The 19,614-nt window shown below is 70.5% G+C and carries 15 protein-coding genes; 3 read left to right on the top strand and 12 right to left on the bottom strand.

Annotated features, from left to right (window positions below; all coding sequences use genetic code 11):
- Nucleotides 1-347 precede the first annotated feature (347 nt).
- The 3 genes from QNO07_RS26825 to thyX form a co-directional block, all read right to left on the bottom strand.
- Complete coding sequence (locus tag QNO07_RS26825) at nt 348-2,033, bottom strand: ribonuclease J (protein ID WP_283995115.1); 1,686 nt, start codon at nt 2,031-2,033, stop codon at nt 348-350.
- A gap of 123 nt (nt 2,034-2,156) precedes the next feature.
- Nucleotides 2,157-3,056 (bottom strand): 4-hydroxy-tetrahydrodipicolinate synthase, encoded by a 900-nt coding sequence (gene dapA, locus QNO07_RS26820; protein ID WP_283995114.1) that lies wholly within the window; start codon nt 3,054-3,056, stop codon nt 2,157-2,159.
- A 157-nt stretch (nt 3,057-3,213) separates the two neighbouring features.
- Complete coding sequence (gene thyX, locus QNO07_RS26815; RefSeq protein ID WP_283995118.1) at nt 3,214-3,906, bottom strand: FAD-dependent thymidylate synthase; 693 nt, start codon at nt 3,904-3,906, stop codon at nt 3,214-3,216.
- A gap of 305 nt (nt 3,907-4,211) precedes the next feature.
- Here thyX and QNO07_RS26810 point away from each other — a divergent pair, with 305 nt between their 5' ends.
- Both QNO07_RS26810 and QNO07_RS26805 read left to right on the top strand, forming a co-directional pair.
- The gene (locus tag QNO07_RS26810; protein ID WP_283995113.1) at nt 4,212-4,451 is read left to right on the top strand and encodes a hypothetical protein; all 240 of its coding nucleotides are present in this window, start codon (nt 4,212-4,214) and stop codon (nt 4,449-4,451) included.
- 128 nt (nt 4,452-4,579) lie between these two features.
- Nucleotides 4,580-5,134 (top strand): SCO5741 family PH domain-containing membrane protein, encoded by a 555-nt coding sequence (locus QNO07_RS26805; protein WP_502961951.1) that lies wholly within the window; start codon nt 4,580-4,582, stop codon nt 5,132-5,134.
- Between the two features lie 37 nt (nt 5,135-5,171).
- On the opposite strand, the gene QNO07_RS26800 is transcribed toward QNO07_RS26805, so the two are convergent.
- From QNO07_RS26800 to eccD, 6 genes are all read right to left on the bottom strand, one after another.
- Nucleotides 5,172-5,663, bottom strand: coding sequence for a tetratricopeptide repeat protein (locus QNO07_RS26800; RefSeq protein WP_283995112.1), 492 nt, complete (start codon nt 5,661-5,663; stop codon nt 5,172-5,174).
- Nucleotides 5,664-5,673: 10 nt separating this feature from the next.
- Nucleotides 5,674-6,429 carry a 4-hydroxy-tetrahydrodipicolinate reductase gene (gene dapB, locus QNO07_RS26795; RefSeq protein ID WP_283995116.1) on the bottom strand — a complete coding sequence of 252 codons (756 nt, stop codon included), beginning with the start codon at nt 6,427-6,429 and terminating at the stop codon, nt 5,674-5,676.
- Between the two features lie 73 nt (nt 6,430-6,502).
- A complete protein-coding gene (locus QNO07_RS26790) occupies nt 6,503-7,891 on the bottom strand; it encodes a M16 family metallopeptidase (RefSeq protein ID WP_283995111.1) in 1,389 nt (462 codons plus the stop codon).
- Nucleotides 7,888-10,110 carry a polyribonucleotide nucleotidyltransferase gene (locus QNO07_RS26785; protein WP_283995110.1) on the bottom strand — a complete coding sequence of 741 codons (2,223 nt, stop codon included), beginning with the start codon at nt 10,108-10,110 and terminating at the stop codon, nt 7,888-7,890. The genes QNO07_RS26790 and QNO07_RS26785 overlap by 4 nt, the downstream gene beginning before the upstream one ends.
- A 265-nt stretch (nt 10,111-10,375) precedes the next feature.
- Nucleotides 10,376-10,666: a 30S ribosomal protein S15 gene (rpsO, locus tag QNO07_RS26780; protein WP_283995109.1), complete on the bottom strand. Its 291-nt coding sequence runs from the start codon at nt 10,664-10,666 to the stop codon at nt 10,376-10,378.
- A gap of 216 nt (nt 10,667-10,882) precedes the next feature.
- The gene (gene eccD, locus QNO07_RS26775; protein WP_283995108.1) at nt 10,883-12,373 is read right to left on the bottom strand and encodes a type VII secretion integral membrane protein EccD; all 1,491 of its coding nucleotides are present in this window, start codon (nt 12,371-12,373) and stop codon (nt 10,883-10,885) included.
- 191 nt (nt 12,374-12,564) lie between these two features.
- Between eccD and eccCa the strand changes: the two genes are divergently transcribed.
- Nucleotides 12,565-16,521, top strand: coding sequence for a type VII secretion protein EccCa (gene eccCa / locus QNO07_RS26770; RefSeq protein WP_283995107.1), 3,957 nt, complete (start codon nt 12,565-12,567; stop codon nt 16,519-16,521).
- Nucleotides 16,522-16,603: 82 nt separating this feature from the next.
- Here the strand turns inward: eccCa and QNO07_RS26765 are convergent, their stop codons facing one another.
- From QNO07_RS26765 to QNO07_RS26755, 3 genes are all read right to left on the bottom strand, one after another.
- Nucleotides 16,604-16,891 (bottom strand): WXG100 family type VII secretion target, encoded by a 288-nt coding sequence (locus tag QNO07_RS26765; protein WP_283995106.1) that lies wholly within the window; start codon nt 16,889-16,891, stop codon nt 16,604-16,606.
- A gap of 19 nt (nt 16,892-16,910) precedes the next feature.
- Nucleotides 16,911-17,273, bottom strand: coding sequence for a WXG100 family type VII secretion target (locus tag QNO07_RS26760; protein WP_283995105.1), 363 nt, complete (start codon nt 17,271-17,273; stop codon nt 16,911-16,913).
- A gap of 91 nt (nt 17,274-17,364) precedes the next feature.
- Nucleotides 17,365-18,552: a S8 family serine peptidase gene (locus QNO07_RS26755; protein ID WP_283995104.1), complete on the bottom strand. Its 1,188-nt coding sequence runs from the start codon at nt 18,550-18,552 to the stop codon at nt 17,365-17,367.
- Between the last annotated feature and the right edge of the window lie 1,062 nt (nt 18,553-19,614).

Here is a 19,614-nt window from a genome sequence, read left to right as displayed (position 1 = left end):
AAGGAACGGACGCTTCCTTCGGATTCCCTTCCGGGCCTCCTCCGGGCGCTTCCCTTCGGTGTTTCCAACCTTACCAGACTCTCACCGGCCGTTTCACCGACCAGATCCGAACCCGAGGGAGACTGGAATCCCTTTCGCCTTTCGAGATCTGCCTTATCGGCTTCAGTCTTTCGGCGCTTTCCGAACTTTATCAGAGTGACTTGTTCGGAATTCCCATCCGCCTGGAACCCGACCGGGTGCACAACCGTGCTCCCGAGAGGCCCTGCGGTGGAGAGGTAAACGTACTGGAGCGAGCGGCTCCGATGCAAATCGGGGCCGCCCGCTCCGGTAGGAGGAGTGACGGAGTGTCAGACCTCGACCACGACGGGCAGGATCATCGGACGGCGCCGGTAGTTGTCCGACACCCACTTGCCCATGGTGCGCCGGATCAGCTGCTGGAGCTGGCGCACCTCGGCCACGCCGTCCTGGGCGGCCTTGGCCAGCGCCTCGTCGATCTTGGGCACCACGGTGCTGAAGTCCGCGTCGTCGATGCCGGAGCCCCGCGCCTGGATGTGCGGACCACCGGTGATCTTGCCGGTTCCGCTGTCCACCACCACGAACACCGAGATGATGCCCTCGTCGCCGAGGATGCGGCGGTCCTTGAGCACGGAGTCGGTGATGTCGCCGACGGACAGGCCGTCGACGTAGACGTACCCGGCCTGGACCTTGCCGACGATGTCGGCCTTGCCCTCGACCAGGTCCACCACCACACCGTCCTCGGCGATGACCACCCGGTCGTGCGGCACCCCCGTGAGCGCGCCCAGTTCCGCGTTGGCCCGCAGGTGCCGCCACTCCCCGTGCACCGGCATGAGGTTGCGCGGCCGGCAGATGTTGTAGAAGTACAGCAGCTCACCCGCCGAGGCGTGTCCGGAGACGTGCACCTTGGCGTTGCCCTTGTGCACCACGTTGGCGCCCCAGCGCGTCAGCCCGTTGATCACCCGGTAGACGGCGTTCTCGTTGCCCGGGATCAGGGACGACGCGAGGATCACCGTGTCACCGGGCACGATGCGGATCTGGTGGTCCCGGTTCGCCATGCGGGACAACGCCGCCATCGGCTCGCCCTGGGATCCGGTGCAGACCAGGACGGTCTGGCTGTCCGGCAGGTCGTCCAGCACCTTCACGTCCACCACCAGGCCGCCGGGCACCTTGAGGTAGCCCAGCTCGCGGGCGATGCCCATGTTGCGGACCATCGACCGGCCCACGAACGCGACTCGCCGGCCGTTCTCGTGTGCCGCGTCCAGAATCTGCTGGATGCGATGCACGTGGCTGGCGAAGCTGGCCACGATGACGCGCTTCTGGGCGCCGGCGAAGACCTGGCGCAGCGCCTGGGAGATGTCGCGCTCGGGTGCGACGAAGCCGGGGACCTCGGCGTTGGTGGAGTCGGACAGCATCAGGTCGATGCCCTCCTCGCCGAGCCGGGCGAACGCCCGCAGGTCGGTGAGGCGGCCGTCGAGCGGCAGCTGGTCCATCTTGAAGTCGCCGGTGTGCACCACGAGGCCGGCCGGAGTGCGGATGGCGACGGCCAGCGCGTCGGGGATCGAGTGGTTCACCGAGACGAACTCGCACTCGAAGGGGCCGATGCGTTCGCGGTGGCCCTCCTTCACCTCCAGCGTGTAGGGCCGGATGCGGTGCTCCTGGAGTTTGGCCTCGATGAGGGCCAGCGTCAGCTTGGAGCCGATCAGCGGGATGTCGGCCTTCTCGCGGAGCAGGAAGGGCACACCGCCGATGTGGTCCTCGTGGCCGTGGGTGAGCACGATGCCGTCGATGTCGTCGAGGCGGTCCCTGATGGACGTGAAGTCCGGCAGGATCAGGTCGATGCCCGGCTGCTCCTCCTCGGGGAAGAGCACTCCGCAGTCGACGATCAGCAGACGGCCGTCGTACTCGAAGACGGTCATGTTGCGGCCGATCTCACCGAGGCCGCCGAGCGGGGTGACCCGAAGGCCCCCCTGGGGGAGCTTCGGCGGTGCGCCGAGCTCGGGGTGTGGATGACTCAAAAGACTCTCCTCACCACAGGCGCCACGCACCCCGGGAGGCACGTGGCGCTTGCGATCTTGTGCACTTGCAGTTGTTGGTCGGTGTTCAGTTGTGAAGTCTGTTGCTCCAGGAGGGGCGGCGGCTCACAGGTGCACTCCGCCTGCGGCGAGGTCGCGCCGGAGCTGCTCGATCTCCTCGTCGGTGAGCTCCACCAGGGGCAGCCGGAGCGGTCCGGCGGGCAGGCCCTGCCGGGTCAGCGCCGCCTTGCTGGTGATCACGCCCTGGGTGCGGAACATGCCGGTGAAGACCGGCAGCAGCTTCTGGTGCACCTCGGTGGCCTTGGCGACGTCGCCCTGGAGGTACGCGTCGAGCATCGCACGCAGCTCCGGGCTGACGACGTGGCCGACCACGGAGACGAAGCCGACAGCGCCCACGGACAGCAGCGGCAGGTTCAGCATGTCGTCGCCGGAGTACCAGGCGAGGCCGGTGGCCGCGATGGCCCAGCTGGCGCGGCCCAGGTCGCCCTTGGCGTCCTTGTTGGCGACGATGCGCGGGTGCTCGGCCAACCGGACCATCGTCTCGGTGTTGATCGGCACACCGGAGCGGCCGGGGATGTCGTAGAGCATCACCGGGAGGTCCGTGGCGTCGGCGATGGCCGTGAAGTGCCGGAACAGGCCCTCCTGCGGGGGCTTGTTGTAGTACGGCGTGACCGCGAGCAGGCCGTGCGCGCCGGCCTGCTCGGCGGCGCGGGCCAGCTCCAGGCTGTGCCGGGTGTCGTTGGTGCCGGCTCCGGCGACGACGTGGGCGCGGTCCCCCACGGCCTCCACGACCACCCGCACCAGCTGGGCTTTCTCCTCGTCGCTGGTGGTCGGGGACTCGCCGGTGGTGCCGTTGACGACGATGCCGTCGTTGCCGGAGTCCACCAGGTGGGCAGCAAGGCGCTGCGCGCCGTCGAGGTCGAGAACGCCGTCCGCGGTGAACGGCGTGACCATCGCGGTCAGGACCCGCCCGAAGGGCGTCTGCGGTGAGGAGGTCGGAGCCATGGGTCCCACGCTACTCGCAGCTCCCTCCCGGATGCGCCCTCGGGTCCGGTCAGATGTGGACCCGGCACTGCATGCTCGGGGGTTCACGCAGTGCCGGGTCCTTGTCCTCAGCGTAGAGGAGATGAGCGAATGCCCGCAATCTGGACACAACGGACACTTACGGGGCGACGCGCCCGTTGGTGTTGAAGGCGGCGTGCGTCAGCGGCATCAGGCGGGCCCACTCGGCCTCCATCAGTTCGGCGACCATCTCGATCTCCCGTTGCGGGAAGGACGGCACCGACGCCATCTCGTGCTGCGTCCGCAGGCCCAGGAAGTGCATCAGGGAACGGGCGTTGCAGGTGGCGTACATCGACGAGTACAGGCCGACCGGCAGGGTCGCGCGGGCGACCTCGCGGGCCACACCGGCCTCCAGCATCTCCTGGTACGCGCGGTAGGACTGCTCGTAGGAGGCCCGCATGCTCTCCTCGACGGTCTTCAGCTGTTCGGGCGTGCCCTCGACGAACTCGTACTTGCCCGGACGGCCCTGCTGGACGAGGCGACGCGAGGCGTCGGGCACGTAGAAGACCGGTTCGAGCTGGCGGTAGCGCCCGCTCTCCTCGTTGTAGGACCAGCCCACCCGGTGCCGGTGGAACTCACGGAAGACGAACAGCGGCGCGCTGATGAAGAAGGTCATCGAGTTGTGCTCGAACGGGCTGCCGTGCCGGTCCCGCATCAGGTAGTTGATGAGGCCCTTGGACCGCTCGGGGTCCTTCTCCAGCTCCTCGAGCGACTGCTCGCCTGCCGTGGACACCCGGGCCGCCCAGAGCACGTCGGTGTCGGCGGCGCTGTGTTTGACCAGCTCCACGGTCATGTCGCTGCGGAAGCGAGGCGTGTCGGTCACCGGGGGGTCCTCACGGGTATGCGGGTCTGGGACGGGCGGCAACAACCCTAGCGCCGCCGTCGACCCCTCCTCGCCCGGCGTCACCCTTTCTCCCGAACATCGGGGGCGGGCGGGACGGATGCATCGGCTGCCGTCGGGTACAGACCCCGGTGGGCGGCATTATGAGGAAGTCCCCCGAACACGCAACTTCTGAAGCGGTTCGTCCGTCTGACTTCACAGAAGCACCTGCCGCCCGCACACGCACGACGCACCGTCTGATTGGGGATGAGAACACCATGTTCCGCCGCGGAGAGCCCGTCCCGTTCGCCTTTGTCGCCGAGGCCGAGCGGTTCCGCAGCAACGTCACCCCGCCGCCGCCGGAACGTCCCTCGTTCGGTCAGCTGGCCGGACGGGCCCTCATCGGTCTGGTCGTGGTCGGCGGTCTGGCCGGCTCCCTCCTGCTGGGCATGCCGGCTCTCGACGTCGACCAGCAGGGCGACCAGGTGCAGCGGCAGAACGCCTCCGAGCGCCGCTGAAGCGCACCGGGCACGCCGGGCGGGCCCCTGATGTGGTTCTCACCGCACGGCCCCGATAACCTCACCGCTCACAGGATGCGGAACTTCCGGTCCTGACGCATGACCCGGATCGCGAGCGAGGACCCGTCGTGCCCCTGCCCTTCCTTCTTGACGAACACGAACTCAGCGCGCCCACCGACCCGTCGGACCAGCCGCTGCCCCATGCCGATCCCGGCCGCTGGCGGCGCCCCTACCGGCCCGGCCCATGGCGGGTGGCCGGTGCCGCGGTGCTGCTGCTGCTCTCCGCCTACCTGCTGATCTCCGCAGTGGTCATCGCACTGGCCGGCACCCTCGCCGGTGCCGGGGCGTGCGTCGGCCTGGCCGCCGCGGTCGTGGCGTTCGCCCTGCGGCTGCTGCGGGTGGGCATCTGGGTGAGTTCGCACGGCCTGCGCCAGGTGAATTTCCTGCGCACGATGACGCTGCCCTGGTCGCAGGTGGCCGCGGTGCGCACCGTGCAGCAGCCGGTCCGCTGGCTGGGCCTGCCGCGCACCGTGCAGGGCCAGGCGCTGGAGGTGCGGCGCGCCGAGGGCGGCACGCTGCGCACCCTGCTCACCGACCACAACGCCGACTTCCTGGCCAAGCCCGAGGCGTTCGACCGGGCCGCCGACGTGCTGGAGGCATGGGCGGCGGACCACCGCCCCTGAGCGGGCGGCGCGGGACCGGTCGGGCGCAGCCCGCGGGTCAGGCGATGCCGGCAGTGGGGCCCGGGGTGCTGTCTCCGCCGGCCGAGCGCTGCTCCTGGCGGTGCAGGGTGATGGCGCGCTGCATCGCCTTGCGGGCACGCGGGGTGTCACGGGCGTCGTGGTAGGCGACGGCCAGCCGGAACCAGCTGCGCCAGTCCTGCGGACGGGCCTCGGTCTCCGCCCGGCGCTCCGCGAAGACGGCGTCGGCGGAGTCCCGCAGCACCCGGCCGCTCGGTGAGCGTTCGAGCGTGTCGACGGGCAGCCCGCCCTCCTTCTCCAGCTGGTCGGCGAGGCGCCCGGCCAGGACGGCGAAGCGTGTGCTGTGCCAGAGGAACCACGCGCCGATCAGCGGCAGCACCAGGACCGCGATGCCGAACGGCACCGTCACCGCCGTGCCCTGCCGGATGAGCACCACGCCCCGGCCGCCGGCCAGCACGAAGTAGACCAGCAGGACGGCGGCCAGGACGAAGTACGTGAGTTTCGCGCGCATGGTGCCGTTCTCAGCCGTCCAGGTCGAGGAAGTGCTCCAGGCCGAACGTCAGCCCCGGCGTGTCGGCGACACGCCGCACGCCGAGCAGCACACCCGGCATGAACGACGAGCGGTGCAGCGAGTCGTGCCGGATGGTGAGCATCTCGCCCTCCCCGCCCAGCAGCACCTCCTGGTGGGCCACCAGGCCGCGCAGCCGCACCGCGTGCACCGGCACGCCGTCGACGTCGGCGCCCCGGGCGCCGTCCAGGGCACTGCTGGTGGCGTCCGGCTGCGGCGGGCAGCCGGCCTCGGCACGGGCCGCGGCGATCATCTGGGCGGTGCGCACGGCGGTGCCGCTCGGCGCGTCGGCCTTGCCCGGGTGGTGCAGCTCGACGACCTCGGCGGACTCGAACCAGCGGGCGGCCTGCTGCGCGAAGCGCATCGCGAGCACGGCGCCGATGCCGAAGTTGGGGGCGATGAGCACACCGGTGCCGGAGGACTCCGCCAGCCAGCCGCGCAGCTCGGCCAGCCGCTCGTCGGTCCACCCGGTGGTGCCGACGACGGTGTGGATGCCGTGGCGGACGCAGAACTCGACGTTCTCCATCACCGCGCCGGGGTGGGTCAGCTCGACCGCCACGTCCGTCTCGGAGGCGGTGAGCTTGTCCAGTGTGTCGCCGCGGCCGATCGCGGCGACCAGGTCCAGGTCCTCGGCGGCGGTCACGGCCCGGACCGCTTCCGCGCCCATCCGGCCGGCGGCGCCGATCACGGCCACCCGCAGCTTGCGCACCTCGGTCATCGTCCCTCTTTCCTTACGCGTTCGGAACACGGTCGCACGGACCGGTTGCGGAGTGGCGGCCGGGTCAGGCCAGCGCGTCGTGCAGTCGGTCGGACTGCTTGCCGGTCAGCGGGCCGATGACCGCCAGCGACGGTTGCCGGCCGAGCACGTCGGCGGCGACCTCGCGGATGTCGCCGGGTGTGACGGCTGCGATCCGGCCCAGCATGTCGTCGACCGACATCTGCGTGCCCCAGCACAGCTCGCTCTTGCCCAGACGGTGCATCAGGGCCCCGGTGTCCTCCAGGCCCAGGACCGTCGAGCCGGACAACTGGCCCACCGCACGGGCAAGTTCCTCGTCGGTCAGGCCGTGCTCGGCGACCTGGGCGAGTTCGTCGCGGCAGATCTTCAGCACGTCGTGCACCTGCGCGGGACGGCAGCCGGCGTAGACGCCGAACAGGCCGCAGTCGGCGAAGCCGGAGGTGTGGGAGTACACCGAGTAGGCCAGGCCGCGCTTCTCGCGGATCTCCTGGAACAGCCGGGAGCTCATGCCGCCGCCGAGCGCCGCGTTGAGCACGCCCAGGGCCCAGCGCCGCTCGTCGGTGCGGGCCAGGCCCGGCATGCCGAGCACCACGTGGGCCTGCTCTGTTCGGCGGTCCAGCAGTTCGATCCGGCTGCCGCCGCGTATCCGGCGGGTGCCGGTGCGCGGCGGCAGCGGCTCCGCCTCGGTACGGCTGAGCGCGCCGGCCGCCTCGAATGCGGCCCGCACCTGCTCCACGACCGTGTCGTGGTCGATGTTGCCCGCGGCGGCCACCACCAGGTGTGTGGGGTCGTAGTGCCTGCGGTAGAAGCGGGCGACCCGGTCGCGGGTGAGCGCGTTGACGGTGTCGACGGTGCCCAGCACCGGCCGGCCCAGCGGGGTGTCGCCGAACAGGGTGTGCGCGAAGAGGTCGTGCACGCAGTCGCCGGGGTCGTCCTCGGTCATGGCGATCTCCTCGAGGATGACACCGCGCTCCGCGTCGATGTCCTCCTGCCGGATGACCGAGCCGGTGAGCATGTCGCAGACCACGTCGATGGCCAGCGGCAGGTCGGTGTCGAGGACCCGCGCGTAGTAGCAGGTGTACTCCTTGGCGGTGAACGCGTTCATCTCGCCGCCGACCGCGTCCAGCGCCGCGGAGATGTCGAGCGCGCTGCGCCGCCGGGTGCCCTTGAAGAGCAGGTGCTCCAGGTAGTGGGTGGCGCCGCCGAGGGCGGGGGTCTCGTCGCGGGAGCCGACGTGGGCCCAGATGCCGAAGGTCGCCGAGCGCACGGTGGGCAGCGTCTCGGTGACCACGCGCAGTCCGCCCGGCAGCACGGTCCTGCGTACGGTGCCGGCGCCGTTCTCGCCCTCGATGAGCGTTTGTGTGCCGACCGGGGTACGGGCGACGGCCCGCCCCTCCGAGGAGGGGCGGGCCGTCGTACGAGGCGTACGCGTCACTGGTCGGCGTCGTCCTTCTTGTCGTCCGACTCACCCTCGGCCTCGTCCAGGACGGGGATCAGGGAGAGCTTGCCGCGCTGGTCGATCTCGGCGATCTCGACCTGGACCTTGTGGCCCACGCCGACGACGTCCTCGACGTTCTCCACGCGCTTGCCGCCAGCGAGCTTGCGGATCTGCGAGATGTGCAGCAGTCCGTCCTTGCCGGGGAGCAGCGAGACGAAGGCGCCGAAGGTGGTCGTCTTCACGACCGTGCCCAGGTAGCGCTCGCCGACCTCGGGCATCGTCGGGTTGGCGATGCCGTTGATGGTCGCGCGGGCGGCCTCGGCGGCCGGGCCGTCGGCGGCACCGATGTAGATGGTGCCGTCGTCCTCGATGGTGATGTCGGCGCCGGTGTCCTCCTGGATCTGGTTGATCATCTTGCCCTTGGGGCCGATGACCTCACCGATCTTGTCCACGGGGATCTTCACGGTGATGATCCGCGGGGCGAAGGGGGACATCTCGTCCGGCACGTCGATGGCCTCGGCCATGACGTCGAGGATGTGCAGCCGGGCGTCGCGGGCCTGCTTGAGGGCAGCGGCCAGCACGGAGGCCGGGATGCCGTCCAGCTTGGTGTCGAGCTGGAGAGCGGTCACGAACTCCTTGGTGCCGGCGACCTTGAAGTCCATGTCGCCGAAGGCGTCCTCCGCACCGAGGATGTCGGTGAGGGTGACGTAGTGCGTCTCGCCGTCGATCTCCTGCGAGATGAGGCCCATGGCGATACCGGCGACGGCGGCCTTCAGCGGCACACCGGCGTTGAGCAGCGACATCGTCGCGGCGCACACCGAGCCCATGGAGGTGGACCCGTTGGAGCCGAGCGCCTCGGAGACCTGGCGGATCGCGTAGGGGAACTCCTCACGCGTGGGCAGCACGGGCGCCAGGGCCCGCTCGGCCAGGGCGCCGTGGCCGATCTCGCGACGCTTGGGCGAACCCACGCGGCCGGTCTCGCCGACCGAGTAGGGCGGGAAGTTGTAGTTGTGCATGTAGCGCTTGCGCGACACCGGGGAGAGCGTGTCGAGCATCTGCTCCATGCGGAGCATGTTCAGCGTGGTGACGCCCAGGATCTGGGTCTCGCCGCGCTCGAACAGTGCGGAGCCGTGCACCCGCGGGATGGCCTCGACCTCGGCGGCGAGGGTGCGGATGTCGGTGAGCCCGCGCCCGTCGATGCGGGTCTTCTCCTTGATCACGCGCTCGCGTACCAGGTTCTTGGTGAGCGTGCGGTAGGCGGCGGAGATCTCCTTCTCGCGGCCCTCGAACTGCGGGAGCAGCTTCTCGGCGGCGATCGCCTTGACGCGGTCCAGCTCGGCCTCGCGGTCCTGCTTGGCGGCGATGGTCAGCGCCTGCGCCAGCTCGTCGCGCACCGCGTTGTCCAGCGCCTCCAGCACGTCGTCCTGGTGGTCCAGGAAGACGGGGAACTCGCCGACCGGCTTGGCGGCCTTCGCGGCCAGCTCGGACTGGGCCTGGCAGAGCGCCTTGATGAAGGGCTTGGCGGCTTCCAGGCCGGCGGCGACGATCTCCTCGGTCGGCGCCTCGGCGCCGCCCTTGACGAGCTCGACGGTCTTCTCGGTGGCCTCGGCCTCGACCATCATGATCGCGACGTCGCCGTCAGCCAGCACACGGCCGGCGACGACCATGTCGAAGACGGCGTCCTCCAGCTCGGTGTGCGTCGGGAAGGCGACCCACTGGCCCTTGATGAGCGCCACGCGGGTGCCGCCGATCGGGCCCGAGAAGGGCAGGCCGGCCAGCTGCGTGGAGCAGGAGGCGGCGTTGATGGCGACCACGTCGTAGAGGTGGTCGGGGTTGAGGGCCATGATCGTCTCGACGATCTGGATCTCGTTGCGCAGGCCCTTCGCGAAGGAGGGGCGCAGCGGCCGGTCGATGAGCCGGCAGGTGAGGATCGCGTCCTCGGAGGGACGGCCCTCGCGGCGGAAGAACGAGCCGGGGATCTTGCCGGCGGCGTACATCCGCTCCTCGACGTCCACCGTGAGGGGGAAGAAGTCGAGCTGGTCCTTGGGGCGCTTCGAGGCGGACGTGGCCGACAGCACCATGGTGTCGTCGTCCAGGTAGGCCACGACCGATCCGGCGGCCATCTTGGCGAGCCGGCCGGCCTCGAAGCGGATGGTGCGGGTGCCGAAGGTGCCGTTGTCGATGACGGCCTCGGCGTAGTGGGTCTCGTTCTCCACCAGGGATATCTCCTCGTCTGCGTCCGCCGCCCGTGTGGCGGCGGACCGTCTGCAGGCGGGCGCTCCCGTTGCGGGCCGGTCTTCGATCGAAGCTCCCGGAACGTTGGAACTGTCCGGGGGCCACTACCGAGGACCGGCGTCGGGTGAGGCGCCCTGCCTCGTGCTGTGTCGTTGTTGCGGAACCCACACTACAAAGGATCCGGGTTCCGCGAGACACGACGAAGGGAGCGGCTCCCGTCAGGGGAACCGCTCCCTCCGCCTGGTGTCAGCGGGCGCCGGCCGCGCCGCGGCGGATGCCGAGGCGCTCGACCAGGACGCGGAAGCGCTGGATGTCCTTCTTCGCCAGGTACTGCAGCAGGCGGCGGCGCTGGCCGACCAGGAGCAGCAGACCACGGCGGGAGTGGTGGTCGTGCTTGTGCGTCTTGAGGTGCTCGGTCAGGTCCGTGATGCGCCGGGACAGCAGGGCCACCTGGACCTCGGGGGAGCCGGTGTCGCCCTCCTTGGTGGCGAACTCGGACATGATCGACTTCTTCGTCGCAGCGTCGAGAGAAGACACGCGTACTCCTTCAGGGTTCTCTGACCTTCGCAGGCGAGCCTTCCGAGTGCCACTGGTCTCGAACACAGCGGGGCTTTGGTGACTCGGGAGGCGGGTGCGCCGAGCGCTTCCCGGGCGGATGACCCACCGGGTGCGTACACAAACGACCACCCAGAAGAATACACCAGCTCAGCAGCCGGGCCGGACCGGGGGCGGGACCCGGTCATGGAACGGTGGTCAGGAACCGGTCATGGACCGGGCCGCCGTGTAGACGTCGAGCACGGCCAGGGCCAACGGAGTGAGGGACAGCAGGACCAGGCCCTCCCCCAGGTCGAGCAGCCGCCCCCAGAACGGGGTGAGGCCCGCGCGGGGCACGATCAGCCCGATCGCCGTGACGGCAGCCGCGCCGGCGGCGAGCCCGGCGGCCAGCCACAGCGTGCGCAGGTCGAGGGCGCCGTCGGTGGCGGCCGGGGTGTTGAGGGCGAGGCCGAGCACGAGCAGGGCGACGGCGGCCATGCCGGCGGTCAGCGCACACACGACCTGGGAGGTGTAGCGGAACAGCCGGGCCCGCATCAGGGTCGCCAGGCCCGCGGCGAGGGCCAGGCACTGAGCCCAGACGTTGCCGGAGAAACCGAGCACCGCGGCGGCGCCCACCACGACGACCGAGCAGCCGCCGACCAGGCCGAGCAGTACCTCGTGGCCGCGGCGTGCCTGGCCCGCGATGCGGTCGGCGTCGACCGGCCCGGGGTCGGCCGGCGCGAACGGGTCCGCGTCGCCGTGCAGGGCGGTGTCCTGCCCGGGGCGGGGCGGGGCGTAGCCGATGGGCAGCCGCGCGAACCGGGCGGACAGGCCCGGCAGGAAGGCGATGGCCCCGATGGCGATCGGCACGCACAGCGCCGCGGCGGACAGCGGGCGGCCGTCGCTGAGCACGGCACCGAAGGTGGCGAGCGTGCCGGTCGCGGCGGCGACCGCGGCGGCGATGAACGGCCCGTCGCCACCGGGCAGCGCCGCGATGAGGACGACGGCCGCCAGCAGGACGGCGACACAGCCCAGCAGGAACTGCAGACGCCCCACGCCGTGCCCGTCCTGGAGCGGCAGCAGACCGGACCCGGCGATCATGGCGTGCGGCAGCGCGGCGAGTCCCAGCGCGGTCGCGGCGGCCCGGTCGTCGTAGATCCGGGCGCGCACCGGAGCGAGGGACAGCAGCAGCACGGCCGTCACCGCGGCGACGATGCCGGGCAGCCCGTGCATGTCGCGGCCGGCGTCGGCGAACCACAGCACGAACGCCATCAGCGCCAGCACCGCTGCGCCGCCGACCAGCCCCGCGGTGCGCATCAGCCGGTCGTTCCACAGCGTGCGGTCGCGGGTGACGGCGGTGGCGACGGCGTCGGACACGTCGTCGAAGACGGCCGGAGGCAGCGAGTCGGCGAACGGGCGCAGGCTCAACACCTCGCCGTCCATGACACGTTGCGACAGCAGTGAGCGGGCGGTGTCCAGCACGGCACCGTCCCTGCGGACCAAGTGGTAACCCACCGGGGCCCCTTCGCCCGGAGCCTGGGCGCTGAGCCGCAGCACCTCGGGCAGCAGGTCGGCGACGGCCACGTCCTCGGGGAGCGCCACGTCGATCCGGCTGTCGGGGGCGACGATGGTGACGCGGCAGAAGCCGGTGTCGGAGCCGGTGGCGGCAGCGGCCGGCGTGTAGGCCGGCGCGGTTGCTGACGTACTCACGGCTTTGTTGTCCCCCTCGTTCGCTGGTGCGCACGGTCCCTCGTCCACGGCTGCGCACGGTCCGCCGGTCACCCTATAGGGAGGGCCTGCCCGGGCGGGCAAGTAGGATCGCCCACCGCGGGAGGGGGCTGGCCGCCACGGGGGCGCCGGCTGGGGACCTTTCCGCTTCGTATTGAGGGATTGGTGCGCTCGTGAGCCAGATCGTCGTCAAGCGCCCACCGCGGGCACTTCCGCCCGAAGTGCCCGACGAGGAGCTGCGCCTGGAGTCCCCGCCGGAACTGCCGCGGGGGCAGCAGGAGGGCGTGCTCATGCAGATCGTGCCCATGCTGGGCATGGGCGGCTCAGTGGTCTTCTTCTTCATGCCGCAGATGCCTCCGTTCATGCGCATCATGGGCGCGATGATGCTGCTGTCGACGGTCGGCATGATCGTCGCGATGGTGGTGCGCTTTCGCAGGGGCACACAGGGGCAGATGGCGCAGTCCCGCCGCGACTACCTGAAGTACCTGGCCCAGACCCGGCGGACGATCCGCCGCACCGCCCGCAGGCAGCGCGACGCCCAGTACTACCTGCACCCCTCCCCCGACCAGTTGTGGTCGCTGGTGGCCGAGGGAAGTCGGGTGTGGGAACGCCGAGTCGGCGACAAGGACTTCGCACAGATCAGGGTCGGCCTCGGGGTGCAGCAGCTCAACACGCCCCTGGTGGCGCCCGACACGGCACCCGTGGACGAACTGGAGCCGCTGACGGCCGGTGCGATGCAGCGTTTCATCGCCGCGCACAGCACGCTCGACGGCCTGCCCATGGCGGTCTCGCTGCGTGCCTTCTACCACCTGACGGTGTCCGGCCGGCCGGAGTGCGCACACGGCTCGGCGCGCGCCATGGTCGCCCAACTCGCCGCACTGCACTCGCCCGAGGACCTGGTGATCGCGGTCGCCGCGGGCGGTGAGCAGGCCGCCGCCCGCTGGGAGTGGGCGAAGTGGCTGCCGCACTGCCAGGTCCCGGGCAGCGTCGACGGCGCGGGCACCCGGCGGCTCCTCAGCGAGGACCCGGCGGACCTGGAGGACCTGCTGCGGGGCCGCCTGGAGGGCCGTCCCCGCTTCAGCCCCGACGGCCAGCCCCTACTGGACCAGCCGCACGTGGTCGTGGTGCTGGACAACGCGGTCGTCACCCCGGCGTCCGCCCTCGCCGCCCCCGAGGGCATGCAGGGCGTCACCGTCATCGAGGTGGTCTCCGGTGAACTGCCCGAGCCGCGTGGCGGCCTGTCCGTCGTCGTGCGGCCGGGTGAACTGCGGCTGGAGTCGGGCCGCGGTGTCGCCTACGAGGGCGAGCCGGACCTGCTCGCCGCCGAGGCGGCCGAGGCGCTGGCCCGCCAGCTCGCCCCGCTGCGCGTCGGCAGCGGTGGGGACGACGACGAACCGCTGCTGGCCAACCTTGAGTTCACGGACCTGCTGAACCTCGGCGACGCCGGGTCGGTGGACGTCTCCCGCACCTGGCGGCCACGCTCGATGGCGGACCGGCTGCGGGTGCCCATCGGCGTGGGCGAGGAGGGCCAGCCGGTGATGCTGGACCTCAAGGAGGCCGCGCAGGACGGCATGGGGCCGCACGGCCTGTGCGTCGGCGCGACCGGCTCCGGTAAGTCCGAGCTGCTGCGCACACTCGTCCTGGGACTCGCCGTCACCCACTCGTCGGAGACGCTCAACTTCGTGCTCGCCGACTTCAAGGGCGGCGCCACGTTCACCGGCATGTCGCAGATGCCGCACGTCTCCGCGGTCATCACCAACCTCGCCGACGACCTGACGCTCGTCGACCGCATGGGCGACTCGATCCGCGGCGAACTCAACCGCCGCCAGGAGATGCTGCGCGACGCGGGCAACTACGCCAACATCCACGACTACGAGAAGGCCAGGGCGGCCGGCGCACCCCTGGACCCCATCGCCTCGCTGGTGATCGTCATCGACGAGTTCAGCGAACTGCTCACCGCCAAGCCCGACTTCATCGAGATGTTCATCCAGATCGGCCGCATCGGGCGGTCGTTGGGCGTGCACCTGCTGCTCGCCTCGCAGCGGCTGGAGGAGGGCCGGCTGCGCGGCCTGGAGACGTACCTGTCGTACCGGGTGGGCCTGCGCACGTTCTCCGCCGCCGAGTCCCGCACCGCGCTCGGCGTGCCGGACGCCTACCACCTGCCGTCGGTGCCCGGTTCCGGTTACCTCAAGCACGGCACCGAGGAGATGGACCGCTTCAAGGCGGCGTACGTCTCCGGCGTCTACCGCCAGGGACCGGCCCGAGCCGCGGGACCGGCCCCCGTCCGGCGCCGCCCGGTGCGCTTCACCGCCGCGCCCGTCCCCGTGCGCTACGCCGAGCCCGAGGCCCGCCCGCAGCAGGCCGGGCCCGCGGAGGACGACGCGCTGGCCGACACCGTGCTCGACGTGATCGTGCGGCGCCTGGAGGGGCAGGGCCCGCCCGCCCACCAGGTGTGGCTTCCGCCGCTGGACTCCGCCTCCCCGCTGGACGAGCTGCTGCCGGGGCTCACCCCCGTGGAGGGCCGCGGACTGTCCTCACCAGGCCACCGGGGCAACGGACGGCTCGTCGTCCCGCTGGGCCTGGTCGACAAGCCGTTCGAACAGCGCCGCGAGGTGCTGCTCAGCGACTTCTCCGGTGCGGCCGGCCACATGCTTGTCATCGGCGGCCCGCAGTCCGGCAAGTCCACGCTGCTGCGCACGCTCATCACCTCCTTCGCCCTCACCCACACCCCGGCCGAGGTGCAGTTCTACGGGGTCGACTTCGGCGGCGGCGGCATGTCGTCGATCGCCGGTCTGCCCCACGTGGGCGGTGTCGCCTCCCGGCTCGACCCTGAGAAGGTCCGCCGGACCGTGGCCGAGGTGGCGGGCATCCTGGCCCGCCGCGAGCAGTACTTCCGCGCCCAGGGCATCGACTCCATCGGCACGTACCGCAGGCGTCGTGCGCGCGGCGAGATCACCGACCAGCCCTTCGGTGACGTCTTCCTCGTCATCGACGGCTGGGGCAGCTTCAAGCAGGAGTACGAGGTGCTCCAGGAGGTCGTCACCGACATCGCCGCGCGGGGCCTCGGCTACGGCATCCACATCGTCACCGCGGTCTCCCGCAGCATGGAGATGCGACCCGCGCTGAAGGACCAGCTGATGAACCGGCTGGAGCTGCGCCTGGGTGACACCCTGGACTCGGAGTTCGACCGCAAGGTCGCGGCGAACGTCCCGGCGGGCATGCCCGGCCGGGGCCAGACGCCGGACAAGCTGCACTTCATGGCGGCGCTGCCGCGCATCGACGGCAGCAGCGAGTCCGAGGACCTCTCCGACGGCACGGAGGCACTCGTGGCCCGGGTCAACGAGGCCTGGGCGGGCGCGAAGGCGCCGGCGGTGCGACTGCTGCCCCGTGAACTGCCCGCGGAGAACCTGCCGAAGGGCAACGCCCATCCGGAGCGCGGAGTGGCCTTCGCGATCGACGAGGCGAACCTGGAGCCGGTCTTCGTCGACTTCGAGACCGACCCGTTCTTCCTGGTCTTCGGCGAAAGCGAGTCCGGGAAGACCGGGCTGCTCCGGCTGCTGGCCAAGCAGATCACGGAACGCTACACACCGGACGAGGCCAGAATCGTCGTGGCCGACTACCGTCGTTCGCTTCTCAGCAGCATTCCCGACTCGCATCTGATCGTGTACGCGGCGATGGCCAACTCCATGGACACGCACATCGCGGCGCTGGCCGACCTCATGGAGAAGCGCACCCCGCCGGACGACGTCACGCCGCAGCAGCTCCGCGACCGGAGCTGGTGGTCGGGGCCGCAGATCTTCATCATCGTCGACGACTACGAGCTGGTGGCCAACTCCAACGGCAACCCGCTGGCGGTGCTCACCGAACACCTGCCGTTCGCACGGGACATCGGCGTGCGGTTCATCATCGCCCGCAACTCCTCCGGTGCTTCGCGCTCGTTCTACGAGGCGTTCATGCAGCGCATCAAGGAACTCGGCGCGCAGGGCGTGGTCCTGGCGGGCGACCCCACCGAGGGCGACCTGATCGGCAGCGTCCGGGCCCGGCCGATGCCCACCGGCCGGGGCTTCTTCGCCTCACGCAAGCGCGGCACGCCGCTGGTACAACTCGGCTGGCTGCCCGACGAGACGTGACGAACGCGGACAGGGGTGGTTCCCGCATTGCGGGAACCACCCCTGTCCGTGGTCTCTGCGAAGTGGTGTCTGCGAAAGCCGCTCAGAAGTCGAAGCGGGCGGCGGCCCGCTTGTCGGTGCCCTGGTAACCGGCGGTCGCGTTGTCCAGTGCGGCGGCGATGGCCGTGAGCGTGGTCCTGAGACCGCGCACGTCCTCCTCCCAGCCGCGCTGCTTGATGTTGAACGCCTCCTGGGCCTGTCCGTCCCACTGCGCCACGACGGCCTTGACCTTGCCGTTGAGCGTTTCGAGCTGCGTGCCGATGTCGTTGCTCGCCTGGCGGATGTCGCCGGCGGCGGCAGTGACCGTTCCGTACGTGATCTGAATAGTCATGACCCTGTCCCCCTACTGGTTACTTGACGCTCGGCGACGGCGCGACGAAGTCGCTGATGGGGCTCTGGCCCGCGGTCTTCTTGAAGTTCTCCATCTGCTCGATCTCGTTCGCGTTGAAGCCGTCCTTCGACATCTCCAGGGCTTCCTTGATGAAGCGGAGACGGTTCTGGAGCTTCCGCGCGTACTCGTTGGCGTTGCGCTGCAGATGGTCGTAAGCCCCGTGTGCGGAGCCCTTCCAGCCGCCCTCGATCGCATCGACGGCGGCGTTGAGCTTGCCGATCCGCCCCTGCAGGGTGGTCTGCATCTCCTCTACCTCGCGGATCAGATCCCTGAGATTCTGTTCCTCTGACTTGAAACTCGCACCCGAGTTGCCTTCGGCCATGTTGCTACTCCTCCTTCAGAGCTGGTGAACTGGTGAACTGGTGAACACGTCAGTGGGACTGACGGCAAGAAATGGCCTGCACGCGAAGCCGCTACTGTCTTCCGCGCCGCAGACGAACGAAGGCGAAGACCGCCGCGGCCAGCAGGACCGCGGCCGCGCCGCCGCCCGCCAGCAGCACCGTCTGACCTGGGCTGTCGTCAGCGGCCTTCCCGGCAGCCTGCGGCTCAGCAGCGCCGGGGCCCGGGTCCGGCTCCTCGGAAGGCTGCGGCTTCGGGGAGGGCGAGGGGTGAATGCTGCTCGGGTCGATCAGCGGGTGCACATCCGGGTCGCCCGGATCGCCCTTGCCCTCCAGCAGGACCTTCCTGGGCCGGACAGCGCCGTAACCGACGTACTCGCTGGGCACCTTCTGCCCCTTCGGGACCCCGGCCGTCTGCAGCATGACCCGCAGAACCTGGTTGGCCGTCCACTCGGGATGCTTCGCCCAGATCAGAGCCGCCGACGCGGAGGCGATGGCCGTCGAGTTGCTGGTGCCCTGAGTCCGGCAGTACCTGGTCAGCGACTTGTCGCACCAGCCGGGGATGTTGGTTCCGGGAGCGGTGAGCGCGACACGGCCCTTCTGCGAGTATTCTGCGGTCTCGCCTCCGTTGTCAGCCCCGGCGACAGCTACGACGCTGTCGTAGCTGGCGGGGGCCTCGATCCATCCCTCGTCGTAACTCTCGTCGTTGCCGCTGTTGCCGGTAGAGGCGAACATCAGCTTTCCCTTGGCTGCGGCATAATCCACTGCGCGCTCAAGGTCGGGACTTCTGACACCGCCCAGCGACAGGTTGATGATCTGTGCCTCGCTGTCCGCAGCAGCTCGAAGTGCTCCGGCAATGGTGTCGTGCTTCTTGTGCCCGGGGTCTGACGGCGAGAGCGTACGGACGGGAAGGATCTGCGCCTCCGGAGCGAGCCCCAGGATGCCTCCTCCGCTCCCCGTCCCGGCAATCAACTCCGCCATTGTGGTGCCGTGACCGGCGACGTCGTCGTGAGGGCCGCCTGGCGTCCCGCTCACGTCCGTTCCCGGCAGGACCCGGCCACGCAGAGTTGAGGACGAGGGACTGACCCCGCTGTCGACAACCGCCACGGTGATGCCCTTCCCTTTGCTGACCTTCCACATCTGCTCGGCCTGCATCGGTTCGAGGTACCACTGATCGTCCTGAACTCCCGCTGCACGTGCAGGTGTGGTCAGCCCGGAAAGACCCACCGTCGCGGCAAGGAGGACCACAATCGCCCTGGCCACTCGCCGCCTAGGCCAGCGAAGCGCAGTGCGGTCCTGCGCAGATCGTTCGACGTGTGCTCGCATCGGGGCGGTCACTCCGTCACCGGCGGAACACTTTGATGGCGTCCCGTCCAAGTTTCCTCGTCCTCGGTCAGGTAGTCGGGACGCCGCGCATCTGTACGTGAACGGCTGGCGTCCGCCCCTCCACTCGTGCTTGCGGCACTGCGCACCAACCCGGCGCCTCCTGGCGTGAACGACCCGGAGGCACCGACGGGCGCCAGAGAGACCGCCCGTGGTGCACCCACCACACCACCGCGTTCAGCGGCGAACCGCCTGCCCGGCTGCGGACCGCCTGCTCCAGCGGAACCAATCCCCGAAGCCCCTGCGGCTGGCCCACGTCCTCCGGTGGCCGACTCCGCACCGACAACGTTCCCCCGAGGCAGGCCCGCGGAAGTGGCAGGACCAGTGCGGCTGGGTACACCGCCCAGGACGCCGTCCGGCCGTCCGCCCCTGACGGGGGGTGCTGAGGAAGGCGCCCTGCCGGCCGAAGCGGCAGAACCTGCGCCGGACACACCCCGCACCGTACTTCTTCCCGAGCCGACCACCGGCGCCGAGGCTGACGCCCTGCCGCCGACCGTTCCCGAAGCACTCCCACGAAGGCCGCTCGGTGTTCCTGCCCTTCGGGGCACAGCAACCGGCGGAAGCCCGCCCACAGCACCCGCAGTTCCTACGCCCGTAGGCGAAGCAGCAGCCGGCCCTGCCGCCGGTGCTCGCGAGGCCTGCTCGGCAGCCGGGGACGGGGAAGTGACACTGTTCAGGTCAGTGCCCACTCCCGGCTCGGTGCGGGAATCGTTGAATCGGTCCGCGATCGCGACCGCATGCTGACCGCTCATGCCGGCCGAGCCCCGTGCATTCCCCAACTGCTCGGCGCGCGACGATCCCGCGGCACCACCCGCTGACCCCGAACCATCAGAAGCGGACCACGCACCTCCGGGAGGCACTTCCCCCCGCCTCTCCTCAGGCTCCGGCACTCCCACGTCGGGCATGGGGCCGAAGGTGGGTTGTTGCTGGGCGGCCATGATG

The sequence above is a fragment of the Streptomyces sp. 549 genome (genome assembly GCF_030124175.1).
Classification (GTDB): domain Bacteria; phylum Actinomycetota; class Actinomycetes; order Streptomycetales; family Streptomycetaceae; genus Streptomyces.
The sequence above is the reverse complement of the archived record's forward strand: the minus strand, read 5'-3'. Positions and strand labels throughout refer to the sequence as shown.

Coding starts and splice junctions, on each gene's coding strand:
- thyX (WP_283995118.1), bottom strand. CDS start 3,906: ATGACCGTGGAGCTGGTCAAACACAGCGCCGCCGACACCGACGTGCTC.
- dapA (WP_283995114.1), bottom strand. CDS start 3,056: ATGGCTCCGACCTCCTCACCGCAGACGCCCTTCGGGCGGGTCCTGACC.
- QNO07_RS26760 (WP_283995105.1), bottom strand. CDS start 17,273: ATGGCCGAAGGCAACTCGGGTGCGAGTTTCAAGTCAGAGGAACAGAAT.
- QNO07_RS26810 (WP_283995113.1), top strand. CDS start 4,212: ATGTTCCGCCGCGGAGAGCCCGTCCCGTTCGCCTTTGTCGCCGAGGCC.
- QNO07_RS26765 (WP_283995106.1), bottom strand. CDS start 16,891: ATGACTATTCAGATCACGTACGGAACGGTCACTGCCGCCGCCGGCGAC.
- QNO07_RS26800 (WP_283995112.1), bottom strand. CDS start 5,663: ATGCGCGCGAAACTCACGTACTTCGTCCTGGCCGCCGTCCTGCTGGTC.